Genomic DNA, 13063 nt, shown 5'->3' on the forward strand with positions numbered 1-13063 from the left:
CGTCTTCAGGGGTGAGAGGCATCCAGAATCGCGACCACAACCGCAGGGTCGCCGTCGTACAACAGGTGGGGTTCATCTGCCTGAGGGGGGATGAACCGCGTGCGGTACCGCAGTAGGTCGCTCTCGGAGAAGAAAATCGAGTTGGGGTCGTTCGCGTGGAAGTCGTTGCGCTCGCTGATCCTCGCCCACAGCTCATCGTGGCTGGCTGCAAGGTAGACAAGCGCTGGAGTGGCGCCGGCGGCGATGGCAATGCTTCGCCATTTCGCCCGATCCTTCGGGGTCCAAAAGCCGTGGTCAACGACGACGTCATGCCCGGCCTTGAGTTGTTCCTCAAGGTCGGCCGCCACGTCTTCCAGAACCGGCCGCTCAAGGTCGGGGAAGACGCCACGAGGGAAGTCCACGCCGTATACGCCGTGTCGCCGGAACATCTCTTCGTCAGGGCACAGCCGTACGAACCCGCGAGCTGTGAGAGCGCGGGACAAGGTCGTCTTGCCGGAGCCGGGAAGTCCGGCCATCAGCACGCAGAACGGAGGGCGTTGGGACATCGGTCTCGTCAAGGTTCGGGAGATAGCAGCCATCTCCGCTTCGGTATCGGGTGTGATTGTGCCAGCCCTGCGGGCCGCAAGCGCTGAGGCGAGGCGTTCTTCGAGCACACTCGCGAGCGTGTCATCCATGACCGTCACAACGGGATCTCCGATTCTGTGCGCCATGTTCGATCGGGACCGCCGAGGTCTACTCCGTACTCCACGACATTGCCCTCGCTGTCGACGAACTTCGCCGTCATCACAACCACTGGTTCCGTCGGCAGGTTGTCGGGGTCCAGCTCCAAGAGTCGTGCGTACTCCGGCGTGAGCAGGCGAGCTGAGGCAGTGTCGACGCGGTGGCTGATCGGGTGGCCGGTCACCTGGGCGATGAGCTGAAGCGAGGTTCCGCCCGTCAGACGTTCGCTCACTGCTAGCTGGGGGATCAGCGTTCCGTACCGAGCTGGGATCCATGACGTGCTGTGGGCCACGATGCCGTGCCGATCCCGGTAGACGCGGCTACGGCGCACCACGTCGGCGCCGGGCTGAATGTCCAGCGCCTGTGCGACTTCGTCGGGCGCGCGTACTACGGCCGCCTCGTGTGAGTCGGACCGTTCGCCCGCACCCCAGCTAGATCCGGTGCGGCGTCCTCGGTCCTGCCGCTGTGCCCCTGACGACATCGGCGCCGGCTGATCCAGCACCTCGGTGCCGATGCCGTGGATGCCACGAATAAGCCCCTCGTTACGCAACTTGCGGAGAGCTTTCTCCGCTGTCGCCGTGCTCACCTTCCACTCCTCCGAGAGGTTCTTGATGCTCGGCAAGAGAGTTCCCGGCTCTAGCTGACCAGACGTAATCAACTCTGTGTAGTGAGCAGCAATCTTTGCGTACGGTGCCCGATTGTCGGCCTGGCCTGCCATGTTGCTCACTTCCTGTCGGCACATCCCTGAGGTTCCCTAGCTTACCGCTTGACACCGCAGGGAACCCTAGGGAACCTTAGGGATGTGCCCGGCGCTTCGGGGAGCGGCGGACACGTAACCCCCGGCATACCTGCGTTCAAAGCGGGCGTGAACCGGAGCAGAGGGCGGGGACGCTGCAATCCCGCTAAAGGCCAGGTAGGACGCAATGGGCTTCGGCCCGACTGGCGAGGTGGCCCGGCGACCGCGAGCAACGGCCGGAGTGTGGGGACGAGGTCCCCCTTGTAGTGCTTCACCCCAACCAGGCCGGCCGAACGGAGCCCCGATGAGCAAGCGACATACCAGGGCCGCCGCCCGTCCTTGACCGGCACGGCGGCAACGCTCTCAGCGTCACCGCACCACCCGCCGCGCGACGCGGTGCCGGGATATCACTCCGGCGCCGGTCGGGCGGCTCATCCATTCCTCAGTGCGCATAGCCGCGCTGGGGCCGGTTGCCTCCGCTGCTCGTCTCGTACGGCGGCGTTGAGGGAAGCCGGACCTTTCCGCTTCAACGGCGCGCGACCCCGGGGGGCAACCCGGGGCCGCTGTTCGGGCCGTTCCCACCGTCTACGAGGAGTTCGACCCATGAGAATCATCGTTGCTGGTCATACGGCCGTTACGGCTGATGAGTTCGTTGAGCTGGCCCTGGGTACGCCGCTGGAGTTGTGGCTGGGTGTTGAGGGCGAGAGCGAGATGGAGCGCGCCGCCCGCATGGATGCGGCGCGCGACATCCTCGCGGACGACCCCACGCTGGTGGACCGTGCGAGCGCGGTTGCCGCGGAGACGGTTGAGGCGCTGGCGCCGGACCTGTTCAACGTCGTCACGCTGCCGCGCACGGCCCGCCGGGTCCGTGCGGGAAAGAGGGCCGCGGCATGAACGAGACGACCTTTGACACGCTGGCCGCGCCGCTGCGTGTGCTGCGGCTGCTGCACGCGGACTTCGGGCACCTGCCAACCCCCAGTGTCGACCTGTCCGGCATCTACCCCGACCGGCTCACGCTGCGTCTGCACGAGGGTCTGGGCGATTTCGAGACGTGGCGTGAGGCGCTGGCCATCCCGCCGGAAGGTGTCACGCACAGCGTCCACAGCGGCGGTCACACGCGGTCGCTCACGGCGTCGATCGCCTACGGCGGCGCGGACGTGCATCTGCACGGCTACAGCGACGCATCCGGTCCGGACGGGGGTGCGCTCGCATGAACGGCAAAGCCGCAAGCGCGCTCGTGCTCGCGCTGGTCGTGGTCGTCGGTATGGCGTTCCGAGTGTCGTGGAACGCTCTGCGGGACGTGGCCCGTGCGATCGGCGCCGACGAACAGGCGTCGCTGCTGTATCCGTTCGTGGTCGACGGCCTGATGGCTCTCGCGCTGATCGCGACCCTCGTCCTGACCGGACGGGACAAAACAGTCGCGCTGTGGATCCTCGGTGGCTACACCGTGGCTTCGTTGCTCCTGAACTACGTGCACGGACTCGTTCCCGCGCTGCACGCTCCTGAGGTCGGCTCCCTGGTCCGGCTCGCCGACTGGGACGCCGCCCATTACGCCCTGGTCCTTATCGCCACCTCGCTGCCGGTCGGGGCGATCTTCTTCGGCTCCGACCTGGTCGCGAAGGTGCTTCACCACCGTCCGGCACCCGTGAGCGAACCGGCGGACGAGCGGCGTGCGGATGAGTCCGCACACCTGCCGCACACCCCCGCCCCGGCCGCCCAGATGGACACGTTCAGCTCACGCGCCGGTACGGAGCTGCCTGCTGCGCCGACGGTATCCACCCTGGTCAGGGAGGGTGCGGATGGTGTGCAGGGTGAGGATCCGCACGGCCCGCACGCTGTCCGCACACCGGAGCCGGGCACGGGGGAAGAGGCTGCGAGGCAGGCTCAGTTCGAGGAAGCGGAGCTGGAGCGGACACGGCAGGACGCACGGCGTACGTACGCCGAATCCGCACAGGCGGGCCGCCCGCTCAGTGCCCGCGCGCTGGGTGAGGCGTACGGCATGAGCGAGTCATGGGCGCGCAAGCAGATCCTCGCCGTACGCGAGATCAGCGACTCGCACCCGCCGCACCTCGTGGCAGTCGGCGGTGAGCGCTGATGTCCCCGACGTTCGGCAAGTGCTACGACCCCAACGGCGCCCGCCACGGCATCCCCACCTACCCGTGGAAGTTCGCGCCGGACGGGCTGGCGACGCGCCGGCAGTTACGGGCCCGCGGACTGCGCCCCGGCGGTCAGGAGATCGCCGCCCAGTTGATGCGCCGATCCCGTCGCCGCAAGGCAGGTGTCGCGGTCGCCTACCTCTACCGCGTCGACCGGGCCAAGCCTGTACGGCCGATGACGCCGGGCCGGGCCGCGGCGCTCGCCAAGGCGATGCTCGCGCGCCGTACCTGTCCCAGCTGCCGTACGGACGCCGGGTACTGCATCCCGCCCACGCTCGGCATGTGCGTTCCCTGCGCCTACCCCAACTGATCAGCGCGCCGCCTGACCACCTCTACCACCTGGAGATTCATCGTGAGCAGCCAGTCGCACGCGCAGTCGCAGGGCAGCCACTTCTTCGTTCTGACGGTGGAGAAGCCGGGTCTTGCTTCGGCCACGTCCAGCGGCAGTTACACCCCGCCGGCCGGGGCCACCCGCCTGGACGCCTTCAACACCCACTACGCGGAGCTGACCGGCTCTGCCCCGGCTCTGCAACGGGCGAACGTCGTCTTCTTCTCCCTCGAACCGAACCAGGTCTGACCCATCAGTTCACCGAGGCCCGACCGCTTCCTCTCACAGTCCCGGTCGGGCCTCCAGTCTCCCCAAGAGGAGTGCCCCAAGCATGACGGATACCAGTACGGAAGCGGTAGCAGCCCCTGCGGCTGCACCCCCTTCCACCAGTGAAAAGACCCCCCAATCCGCGCTTACTCCGGCGCCTTCCGCCGATCAGGGCGGGCACACTCCGGGTGGTTGGCCGGTGGTGCCTCTCGCGATGGCCGGCGCCAACTCCACCGCCGGGCTGGTCGCCACCGCCGCCCTCACCGGCGGACCGGTGGCCGCCGCGGTCGCGGCGACCGGCGCCGTGGTGCTGGGCACGGTCGCCGCCACGCGTACCGCTCGCCAGTCCCGCACCGGCCGCAAGCGCAACCAGCCGCGGAGCGGGGCGGGTTCGGCTTCCGGTTCGTCGCCGCGCCGCACCGGTGCCGGCGGGCTCGCTGGTGTCCCGTCGCAGTCCCGCCGCTCCGGACGTTCGAGCGCGGCCGGTGGCCGCGGCGGTGGCACGGCGCCGGGGCTGATGTCCCGTTCCGGCGGGCTCGCCATCGGTTCCAAGTCCCGCACCGGCAAGGGGTCGTCTGCCGGTGGTCGTGGTGGGCGTTCTCCGCTCGGCTCCGGCTGCACGCCCGTAGGCCGGTTGGGGCAGGTCAAGGCGCTGCGACAAGCTCAGAAGCAGAAGGCGCCGACCCGTGCCGCGGCCCGTACGCAGGGCACTCAGGACCGGCGGAAGGTGGCGGATGCCCGCCGCGCGGCCAAGTCCGCCGCACGCACCGCCCGTTCCGGAACCAAGGGTGGCATCGGCCGTGCGGTGTCCAAGGGCATGGGGCAGGTCGGGCGGATGCGTGACGCCGCCGTCGGCAAGGCCCGTGCCGCGCGTGACCGGCGTGCTCAGAACAAGGTCGACGGTAAGCGGTCGTCGGTGCGTCACGCTGCGGCCCGTCGTCGGGCGCGTTCGGCGTTGTGGCGGTCCGCGCTGCGGATGCAGGGCCGCCGCCTGCTCGCCGCGGTGCTGTCCGCGCCGCTGGGTGTGCTCGGCATGCTCACCACCCCGTTGGGTCGCAAGCTCGGCTGGCGCTGGCTGATGTATCCGGGCCGCCGCTTCTACCGGCGCCTGATGGGTGCCGCGCGGCTGGCCCGCGAGGAGCGCGATCGCGCGATCCGCGCAGCTCAGGACAACGAGGAAGCTGCGGCCGATGCCGCGGCTGAGGACGACGACGTGATCGGGGATCGCGTTCAGCGTCCCGCACAGCTCATCCCTGGCGTTCCCGCCCCGCAGTTGGAGGTCAACAACGTGTCTGGTTTCCGGTTCGAAGAGGCCGCGGCCGAGATGGAGAACGCCGCCCGTTCCTACGACCCCGACGGGAGCATGGAGATCCTGGCCATGGTCGAGGGACTGCCCGAGGCGCTGCGGTCGGTGGCCAACACCTTCCAGATCCTCGCGGAGCGCTCCGACTCCGAGTTCCCGCTGGAGAAGGACGTCGCCTACGGCTTCGACGGCATCTTCCAGGCGCTCATGAACGCCGTGGACGCGGCCGAGGACCTGGGCCCGCTGTTCCGGCAGGCGCACGAGGCGGACATCGCCCGCCACGAGGACCCCCGCAACGGCCCCGAGGCCGAGAAGGGCTGGAACGTCTGATGACCACCAACACCACCACCAGCAAGAAGACCCCGAAGCAGAAGAAGCAGGATGCGGGTACGGGGCCGGTGTGGGACTGGGCCGCCGGCCACGGACCGGTGACCGGCGCCCTGTCCGCCACGACCGGGGCGTTCGCCGTCGCCACCACCGGAGCCGCCACCGGCATGCCGCCCGGCTGGGCACTCACTGCGGGTGTCGCCGGGGCGCTCGGTCACACCATCGCCGGACTGAGGGTGCGGAACGCGGGGCGCACGATCGCCACCCGCGCCGCCTCCTGGCTGGTCGGCGCCGGGTGGACCACGTGGGCCATGACCACCGGCCCGCTCACCTGGGCCGCCCTCGGGTCGCTGGCCACGATCGGGATCGGCATGGGCGCTGCCGCCCGCACCGCCAGCCTGTACGAAGAGGCCCGCGAGGAAGAGGCCCTTGCCGCGGCTGCCCGCCAGGTGGCTGCGGAGCTGTCCGCGGACCGGCGGGCGATCGCTGCGGAGTGGGTCGACCGGATCCAGCGCGTGTGCGGAATCACCCTGCGCGTTCTCGCAGTGGAGATGTGGCCGACCGGGACCGGGTTCACGATCGACGCCGAACTCCCCGCCGGCGGAACGACGTACGACCGGATCGCGAAGGAGTCCGCCAAGCTCAGCGCGGACGCCAGGCTCCCGCACGGCTGCACCGCCACCGCCGGCCCCGGCATCCACCAGGGCCGCGTGCTGGTCGACGTCACCACCGCGGACGTCCTGTCCGCGGAACTCACCTACCCCACCGACTACGGGCCGCTGTCCATCTACACCGGTCTGCCGTGGGGGTACCGCACCAACGCCGAGGAGATCTGCGCCTACCTGCGCGAGCAGTGCGCGCTGGTGGTGGGGCCGACCGGGTCGGGCAAGACGAACATGGTCCACGTCATCCTCGCGTCGTTCGCCCGTGCGACGGACGTGCTGACGTGGGTGATCGACCTGAACGCCGGGTCGGCCGGCCTGCCGTGGGTCCGTCCCGCACTCGACTCCACCGGTCAGACCACGAGCGGGATGCGGCCGGGTGTGGACTGGCTCGCCGGAACCTACGACGAAGCCCTGTTGATGCTGGATGCTGCGGTGAAGGTGGCCAAGCACCGCAAGATGGCCTACCAGGACCTCCTCTCCCAGGCCAACACCGATCTCCTGCCGGTGAGCGCGAGCATTCCTCAGGTCATGGTGGTCATTGACGAGGGTGCGGAGATCCTGGCGAGCAACGACCCGCAGATGCGGAAGCTCGCCGCGAAGATCCTCGAAGTGATCCGCATCGCCCGCGCCATGGGCATCCGCACCGTGTTGACGGCGCTCGGGGCCACCGGCTCCGTGCTCGGCAACCTCATGATCCGCCGCGAGGCCAAGGTGCGCGTCGCGCTCACCGGCGGCGAGACCGAAGGCATGGACCTGGCCAAGCTGTTCCCCGGATCTCGCGGGCTGCGCGTGGACCAGGCCCCGTACAAGGGCTCCGGGTTCATGGGCACCCCCGAGTCACCGGCCGCGTTGTTCAAGTGCTGGCGGATCCTGCCCAACCAGATCCGTGACATCGTCGCCGCCACCAGCGACCGGCACCCCGTGCTCGACGCCCCCTCGGCACACGCCGCCGGACCGGCCTACGCACGCCGCTGGGACAGCGGGCGCACGGCGTGGATGCGCGACCACCTCAACCCCAACCCCGTCCCCGCGGCAACCGGACCGACGTCGGCGTCGACACCGGCCACCAACGGTGCCGGTGGCGGGCTGAACCTGTCGGCGCTGCGCGACACGGGCGGGAGCACGCCGGACGAGGACGCAGCGGTACGGGCGTTCATGGAGGAAGTCGACGCCCACTTCGGCAACACCCCCGAACCGCCCATCGGGGGCCGGCCGCCAGCCGCGACCGGGCTGAACCTGTCCGCCCTGCGCGAGGGGGACAGCGACGCACGGCAGGCCGCGTTGGCGCTGCTGCTCGCCGCGGGCCCCGAGGGCACCGGTGCTTCCGCGATCGCCCGCGAACTCGCGGACGACTTCGGCACGACACGCCAGACCGTCGTCGGCTGGCTCAAGACGTGGACCGACGACGGGGAAGCGGTACGGATCGGGTCGGGCACCAAGACCCGCTACGTCCACCGCCGGCACGCCCCCGAGACCCCCGACAGCGAGTGAACCGAGCCTCTACCTGTCGCCTGTCACCCCACCGCAGAAACACGAGTCGGGCGGGTGTCGTGAGCGCCGAATCGGGTCTCTGACCTGCGAGGCGACAAGCGACAAGACAAGACAAGCGACAACCCGCACGACAAGACGGACGACAAGCAACACGACAAGTGCACACCGCTTCACGGGCCCCGCCGGAACACCTTCCGGCGGGGCCCGTGCGTACCCGGAAGGAGCACGTCATGAACGACCGCGAACCGCCGGGCACCCTCGCCCCGCACATCCCCGCCGACCTCTACCACCGCGCGCAGACCACCGGCCGACCCATCGTCATCATCACCGGCGCCCCGCCCACCGGACGCCCGGCACGGACGTACCTGATCCCGATCGTCATCACCGGCGCGTGCGCGCTCGGGCTCATCGGCACCATCGCCGCGGTCCTCGCGCTGCTCGACTACGCCGCCCACACCGCCGCCGCCATCGCGGGCGCCGCCGGACCGATCGGCATCGGCGGACTCACGCTCAAGCTCACCCGCCCGAACGGCAAGTGACGCTGGAACGACCGAGGGCGGCCCCCGTCTCGCCAAAGTCCGGGGCCGCCCTGGTTCTCCGCTCATCTCAGAACAGGAGACACCAAGCATGACCCAACCTGTCCACAACAGGCGAGAGCGCCTGCTGACCGCCGCCCTGAACGTGGCAGAACGCGGCTGGCACGTGTTCCCCCTCCGTCCCGACGACAAGCGCCCCGCCCTGCACGGCGAGGAACGCTGCACCCGTACCGGCGACTGCGTGAACGGCCACCTCAAGTGGGAGCAGCGCGCCACCACCAGCCCCGGACGTATCCGGTACTGCTGGGAGTTCTACCCCGCGAACATCGGGATCGCCACGGGCCCGTCCGGGCTGGTCGTGGTGGACCTCGACATGCCCAAAACCAAGAACAAGGCCACAGGCAGTGGGGACACGCCTTGCGGCGTGACGACCTTCAAGGCGCTCTGCGAGCGCGCCGGGCAGGAAGTGCCCGCCACCTACCGCACCCGGACCGCGAGCGGCGGACAGCACCTGTACTTCACCGCACCCACCGGAATCCGGCTCACCAACACCGCCGGGAAGCTCGGTGCGTTGATCGACACACGGGCGTGGGGCGGGTACGTCGTCGCGGCGGGCAGCACCACCCCGGCCGACCGGTACGAGGTCACCGACGACACTCCTGTCGCCCCGCTGCCCGGATGGCTGCTGAGCCTGCTCCAACCCTCGGCACCCGTCCGGGTGGAGCGGTTCGCGCCGCTGGTCGTCAACGGCGACCGCGCGGCGCTGGCGGCCATGGACCGCGAGTGCGACAACGTCCGCAACGCCCCGGAGGGGGAGGGCAACAACACGCTCAACCGATGCGCCTTCAAGGTCGGGCGCTTCGTCGCGTGGGGCGACCTCGCCCGGCACGTGGTTGAGGAGGCCTTCCAATCGGCGGGGCAGGAGCGGGGACTCACCGCTGCCGAGTGCCACGCCACGATCCGCAGCGCCCTCGACAACTCCATCCGCAAAGCCCGGCCCAGGGACGCGGCATGAACCACCGCCCACATCCCCCATTGGAAGGCCACACCCCCACCACCAACCCCCCGCCGGCCGCCGAACTGCGATCCGTACCCCCAGCCGTGGGCGCCCCGACGGGCGTCGCCGAAGGCGTCCCCACTGCTGTTCTCCCTGACCAGCAGCTCGGAGACGGGCGGCACGTCACCGGGTGGCTCACGATCCGGGTACCGCGCAAGGGAACGCCTACCGCCACCTCGTGGTGCGCCTGCGGCCGAGACCTGTTCGCCTCCGGACACGCCAAGGTCCTGGCCCTGACCGAGGACCACACCGCGCACCGCGACGCCTGCCCGCTCCGCACCACCAGCACTGAAGGGAGGGCCGCCGCATGACCGACCTGGAGGAACTACCCGCACCGTCGAACCCGATGGCCGTTGCGCGTCGTCTGCTCCCGGACTGGCAGAACGAGGACGGGCAGATGCTGTACCGGCGCTGGCGCGGTTCGTGGATGAGCTGGACCGGAACCTGCTGGCGCGAGATGGACGACGCGCAGGTACGCAAGGCCATGTACGAGCGGCTTGAGCACGCCATCTACACCACGCCCGGCAAGGACGGCGAACCCGAGGAACGTGCCTGGGCCCCCACGAAACCGAAGATCAGCAACCTGCTCGACGCCCTGGGATCGATCACGCTCCTGCCCACCGACACGGACGCCCCGGCATGGGTGGACCAAGACAGGGCCGGCGAGGACGACGGGCCGATCGTGGCCTGTACGAACGGGCTGCTGCGCATCCGGGACCGCGCGCTCCGCCCGCACACGCCGGACTTCTTCAACCTCGTCTCCGTCCCCTTCGCCTACGACCCGAACGCCACCGCCCCAACCTGGGAACGCTTCCTCGCCGGAATCTGGCCCGACGACCCCGAGGCCATCCAGTCACTCCAGGAGTGGTTCGGCTACGTCCTGTCCGGGCGCACCGATCAGCAGAAGATTCTCCTGGTCAAAGGCCCCTCCCGATCGGGCAAGGGCACTATCGCCCGCGTGCTGAAAGAGCTGGTCGGCAAGGAGAACCTTGCCGGTCCTACGCTGGCCGGCCTGGGGAGCAACTTCGGGCTGTCGACCCTCGTCGGCAAGCCCTTGGCGGTCATCTCCGACGCCCGGCTGTCCGGCAAGGACGGCGGCCAGGTCGTGGAACGGCTGCTCACCATCTCCGGTGAAGACACCATCGACATCGACCGCAAATACCGGCAACCCTGGACCGGAAAGCTGCCGACGCGGCTCATGGTTCTGACCAACGAGCTGCCGCACTTCGGGGACTCCTCCGGGGTCATCGCCCGCCGGTTCATCGTGCTCAACATGACGGTCTCCTGGCTGGGCAAGGAAGATCCCACGCTCACCGACCGGCTCACCGCGGAGATGCCCGGCATCATCAACTGGGCCCTTGAAGGACTCGCCCGCCTGGGACGCACCGGCCGCATCACCGAACCGGCCGCGAGCCGGGAAACGGTCATCTCCATGCAGGACATCGCCAGCCCCACCAGCGCGTTCGTCCGCGAACGCTGCACCACCGGACCCACGTGCAGCGTCCCCGTGGACGCGCTGTGGAACATCTGGCGCCAGTGGGCCGAAGACAACGGCGTCAAAGCCGTAGGCACCAAGCAACTCTTCGGCCGCAACCTGCTCTCCGTCGTCCCCCAACTCAACCGGGCCCGACCCCGAGACGAGTACGGGCGACAGGTCCCCACCTACACCGGCATCACCCTCAACCCGTCCGACCCGTAATAGCGAGTGTCGCGACTCAAGCGACTCAGGGGCCGCCGGTAGGGGGCTTGAGTCGCTTGAGTCGCGACACACAGCAATGCGGACTCAACACACATCAGCACCGCCGCCGCCGTGAGGAGTGCCATGTCCCGCCCCAAGATGCTCAAGCTCCGCGAAGTGCTGGAAGAGATCGACATGAGCCGAGCCGCGTTCTACCGCATGCGCGCCCGCAACCAGGGCCCGCGACTCATCAAGCTTCCCAACGGGCACCTCCGCGTGCGCCGTTCAGACCTGGACGCATGGCTGTCCAAGGGCGAAGAACTCGCTGCCTGATTCAGCCGCACACCGACAGGGCCCGCCAGCCGGCGGGCCCTGTCCCTCATTGGAGAGCCATGCTCACGTACGACGTAGACATCTGGTCCATCAGGCAGCGCAAGGGCCGCCCGAAGCCGTTCGAGCTACGGTGGCGGGTCGGCGAGCGCTCGCACTCACGGAGCTTCAAGCTCAAACCGCAGGCGGAAGGACGACAATCCGAGCTGCTGGCCGCGCTGCGCAACCGAGAGCAGTACGACGAGGAGACCGGACTCCCCGCCTCTGAGTTCGAGGCGCTGACGACACCCACCTGGTACGAGCACGCCACCGCCTACGTGCTGATGAAGTGGCCGAAGGCAGCGGCCAAGCACCGTGCGAGCATCGCGGAGACGTTCGCAACGATTACGCCAGCCTTCGTATCCAGTTCGCGTGGTGCCCCCGACGCCGCAGTACTTCGAAAGGCGCTCTACGGATGGGCTTTCCGCGCGGCACAAGACACGGACGGAAACCTACGCATGCGCCACCAGGTCGAGACGCCGCCTGCGGACATCGCGGCGGCCCTCACCTGGATCTCTGCGAACACGGTCAAGATGACCGAGGTCGGAAAGTCGGAACGGCTCCGGAGCGCGTTGGACGCGCTGTCCAAGAAACTCAACGGGATGCCAGCGGCGGACAACACGGTGAACCGTAAGCGCATGGTTCTGAGCAACGCTCTGCGATACGCGGTTGAGCGCGGAACCCTCGTCTCGAATCCGCTCGTTCGCGTCGACTGGACCGGCCCTGACAAGGACGACGAAGTCGACTTCCGGTACGTCCCCAACCCGGACCAGGCCGCCGCCCTGATCGACGCCGTGCGGCAGCTCAGCGCGCGCGGTGAGCACATGGCCGCCTTCTTCGGCTGCCTCTACTACGCGGCCATGCGGCCCTCGGAGATCGCGGCTCTCAGAGCCGAGGACTGCAAACTGCCCAAGAGCGGCTGGGGTGAGTTGGTTCTTGCCGGGAGCCAACCCGAGGTCGGCTCGGGGTGGACCAACGATGGGCAGTCGTTCGAGCAGCGCGGACTGAAACGGCGGGCTCGGACAGCCACTCGGTCTGTACCGATCCCGCCCGTACTCACCGCGATGCTCCGGGGCCACAAAGAGAGGTACGGGGTGGCGGACGATGGCAGGCTGTTCCGCGCTGCGAAGGGTGGGCGCGTCCGGTCCACGGAGTACTGCGAGCTCTGGGACTCGGCTCGGCTCAAGGCCCTGTCGGCGAAAGAGGCCAAGACACCGCTCGCGGACGTGCCGTATTCACTCCGGCACGCCGGAGTGTCCCTGTGGATCAACTCCGGGGTGGACCCGATGGAAGTCGCGCAGCGGGCCGGCCACAGCCTCGCGGTCCTCTTCCGCTTCTACGCCAAGATCCTTAAGGGACAACAGTCCCGCGCCAACGACCTCATTGAGCGAGGTCTGAGCGGGGGGTGAGTCCGCGGTTCTGGCCCACAC

15 protein-coding genes are annotated in these 13063 nt (G+C 69.1%); 13 read left to right on the top strand and 2 right to left on the bottom strand.

The annotated features are described in order from the left end of the window. Positions 1 to 5: 5 nt before the first annotated feature. Both SSPS47_RS16220 and SSPS47_RS16225 read right to left on the bottom strand, forming a co-directional pair. Entirely contained in the window at positions 6 to 683 is a 678-nt protein-coding gene (locus SSPS47_RS16220) for an AAA family ATPase (protein WP_239064930.1), read from the bottom strand. Beyond that, positions 680 to 1438, bottom strand: a complete 759-nt coding sequence (locus SSPS47_RS16225) for a GntR family transcriptional regulator (RefSeq protein WP_164251729.1) — start codon at positions 1436 to 1438, stop codon at positions 680 to 682. The genes SSPS47_RS16220 and SSPS47_RS16225 overlap by 4 nt, the downstream gene beginning before the upstream one ends. Positions 1439 to 2059: 621 nt before the next feature. Here SSPS47_RS16225 and SSPS47_RS16230 point away from each other — a divergent pair. From SSPS47_RS16230 to SSPS47_RS16290, 13 genes are all read left to right on the top strand, one after another. Further along, complete coding sequence (locus SSPS47_RS16230) at positions 2060 to 2350, top strand: hypothetical protein (protein ID WP_164251730.1); 291 nt, start codon at positions 2060 to 2062, stop codon at positions 2348 to 2350. Continuing rightward, positions 2347 to 2670 carry an ARMH3 family protein gene (locus SSPS47_RS16235; RefSeq protein ID WP_164251731.1) on the top strand — a complete coding sequence of 108 codons (324 nt, stop codon included), beginning with the start codon at positions 2347 to 2349 and terminating at the stop codon, positions 2668 to 2670. The genes SSPS47_RS16230 and SSPS47_RS16235 overlap by 4 nt, the downstream gene beginning before the upstream one ends. Beyond that, the gene (locus SSPS47_RS16240; RefSeq protein WP_164251732.1) at positions 2667 to 3551 is read left to right on the top strand and encodes a DUF2637 domain-containing protein; all 885 of its coding nucleotides are present in this window, start codon (positions 2667 to 2669) and stop codon (positions 3549 to 3551) included. Before SSPS47_RS16235 ends, SSPS47_RS16240 begins: the two co-directional genes overlap by 4 nt. Next, positions 3551 to 3922 carry an RRQRL motif-containing zinc-binding protein gene (locus tag SSPS47_RS16245; RefSeq protein ID WP_164251733.1) on the top strand — a complete coding sequence of 124 codons (372 nt, stop codon included), beginning with the start codon at positions 3551 to 3553 and terminating at the stop codon, positions 3920 to 3922. The genes SSPS47_RS16240 and SSPS47_RS16245 overlap by 1 nt, the downstream gene beginning before the upstream one ends. 42 nt (positions 3923 to 3964) lie before the next feature. Then, positions 3965 to 4189 (top strand): hypothetical protein, encoded by a 225-nt coding sequence (locus SSPS47_RS16250; protein ID WP_164251734.1) that lies wholly within the window; start codon positions 3965 to 3967, stop codon positions 4187 to 4189. 217 nt (positions 4190 to 4406) lie between these two features. After that, entirely contained in the window at positions 4407 to 5840 is a 1434-nt protein-coding gene (locus tag SSPS47_RS35440; protein ID WP_239064931.1) for a hypothetical protein, read from the top strand. After that, positions 5840 to 7993, top strand: a complete 2154-nt coding sequence (locus SSPS47_RS16260) for a hypothetical protein (protein ID WP_164251735.1) — start codon at positions 5840 to 5842, stop codon at positions 7991 to 7993. The genes SSPS47_RS35440 and SSPS47_RS16260 overlap by 1 nt, the downstream gene beginning before the upstream one ends. Before the next feature lie 230 nt (positions 7994 to 8223). Next, positions 8224 to 8532, top strand: coding sequence for a hypothetical protein (locus SSPS47_RS16265; protein WP_164251736.1), 309 nt, complete (start codon positions 8224 to 8226; stop codon positions 8530 to 8532). Between the two features lie 88 nt (positions 8533 to 8620). Next, the gene (locus SSPS47_RS16270) at positions 8621 to 9544 is read left to right on the top strand and encodes a bifunctional DNA primase/polymerase (protein WP_164251737.1); all 924 of its coding nucleotides are present in this window, start codon (positions 8621 to 8623) and stop codon (positions 9542 to 9544) included. After that, the gene (locus tag SSPS47_RS16275) at positions 9541 to 9897 is read left to right on the top strand and encodes a hypothetical protein (RefSeq protein ID WP_164247425.1); all 357 of its coding nucleotides are present in this window, start codon (positions 9541 to 9543) and stop codon (positions 9895 to 9897) included. Before SSPS47_RS16270 ends, SSPS47_RS16275 begins: the two co-directional genes overlap by 4 nt. Then, the gene (locus SSPS47_RS16280; protein WP_164251738.1) at positions 9894 to 11285 is read left to right on the top strand and encodes a phage/plasmid primase, P4 family; all 1392 of its coding nucleotides are present in this window, start codon (positions 9894 to 9896) and stop codon (positions 11283 to 11285) included. The genes SSPS47_RS16275 and SSPS47_RS16280 overlap by 4 nt, the downstream gene beginning before the upstream one ends. Positions 11286 to 11408: 123 nt before the next feature. Continuing rightward, positions 11409 to 11597, top strand: coding sequence for a helix-turn-helix domain-containing protein (locus tag SSPS47_RS16285; RefSeq protein ID WP_164251739.1), 189 nt, complete (start codon positions 11409 to 11411; stop codon positions 11595 to 11597). Positions 11598 to 11656: 59 nt separating this feature from the next. After that, the gene (locus SSPS47_RS16290; protein WP_164251740.1) at positions 11657 to 13042 is read left to right on the top strand and encodes a tyrosine-type recombinase/integrase; all 1386 of its coding nucleotides are present in this window, start codon (positions 11657 to 11659) and stop codon (positions 13040 to 13042) included. The last annotated feature ends 21 nt before the right edge of the window (positions 13043 to 13063 follow it).

It is taken from the genome of Streptomyces sp. S4.7, from assembly GCF_010384365.1.
Classification (GTDB): Bacteria; Actinomycetota; Actinomycetes; order Streptomycetales; family Streptomycetaceae; genus Streptomyces.

Excerpts from the sequence above, each read along its gene's own strand:
- SSPS47_RS16225 (WP_164251729.1), bottom strand. The coding sequence starts at position 1,438 with ATGGCAGGCCAGGCCGACAATCGGGCACCGTACGCAAAGATTGCTGCT.
- SSPS47_RS16230 (WP_164251730.1), top strand. The coding sequence starts at position 2,060 with ATGAGAATCATCGTTGCTGGTCATACGGCCGTTACGGCTGATGAGTTC.
- SSPS47_RS16235 (WP_164251731.1), top strand. The coding sequence starts at position 2,347 with ATGAACGAGACGACCTTTGACACGCTGGCCGCGCCGCTGCGTGTGCTG.
- SSPS47_RS16240 (WP_164251732.1), top strand. The coding sequence starts at position 2,667 with ATGAACGGCAAAGCCGCAAGCGCGCTCGTGCTCGCGCTGGTCGTGGTC.
- SSPS47_RS16245 (WP_164251733.1), top strand. The coding sequence starts at position 3,551 with ATGTCCCCGACGTTCGGCAAGTGCTACGACCCCAACGGCGCCCGCCAC.
- SSPS47_RS16260 (WP_164251735.1), top strand. The coding sequence starts at position 5,840 with ATGACCACCAACACCACCACCAGCAAGAAGACCCCGAAGCAGAAGAAG.
- SSPS47_RS16265 (WP_164251736.1), top strand. The coding sequence starts at position 8,224 with ATGAACGACCGCGAACCGCCGGGCACCCTCGCCCCGCACATCCCCGCC.
- SSPS47_RS16270 (WP_164251737.1), top strand. The coding sequence starts at position 8,621 with ATGACCCAACCTGTCCACAACAGGCGAGAGCGCCTGCTGACCGCCGCC.
- SSPS47_RS16275 (WP_164247425.1), top strand. The coding sequence starts at position 9,541 with ATGAACCACCGCCCACATCCCCCATTGGAAGGCCACACCCCCACCACC.
- SSPS47_RS16280 (WP_164251738.1), top strand. The coding sequence starts at position 9,894 with ATGACCGACCTGGAGGAACTACCCGCACCGTCGAACCCGATGGCCGTT.
- SSPS47_RS16285 (WP_164251739.1), top strand. The coding sequence starts at position 11,409 with ATGTCCCGCCCCAAGATGCTCAAGCTCCGCGAAGTGCTGGAAGAGATC.
- SSPS47_RS16290 (WP_164251740.1), top strand. The coding sequence starts at position 11,657 with ATGCTCACGTACGACGTAGACATCTGGTCCATCAGGCAGCGCAAGGGC.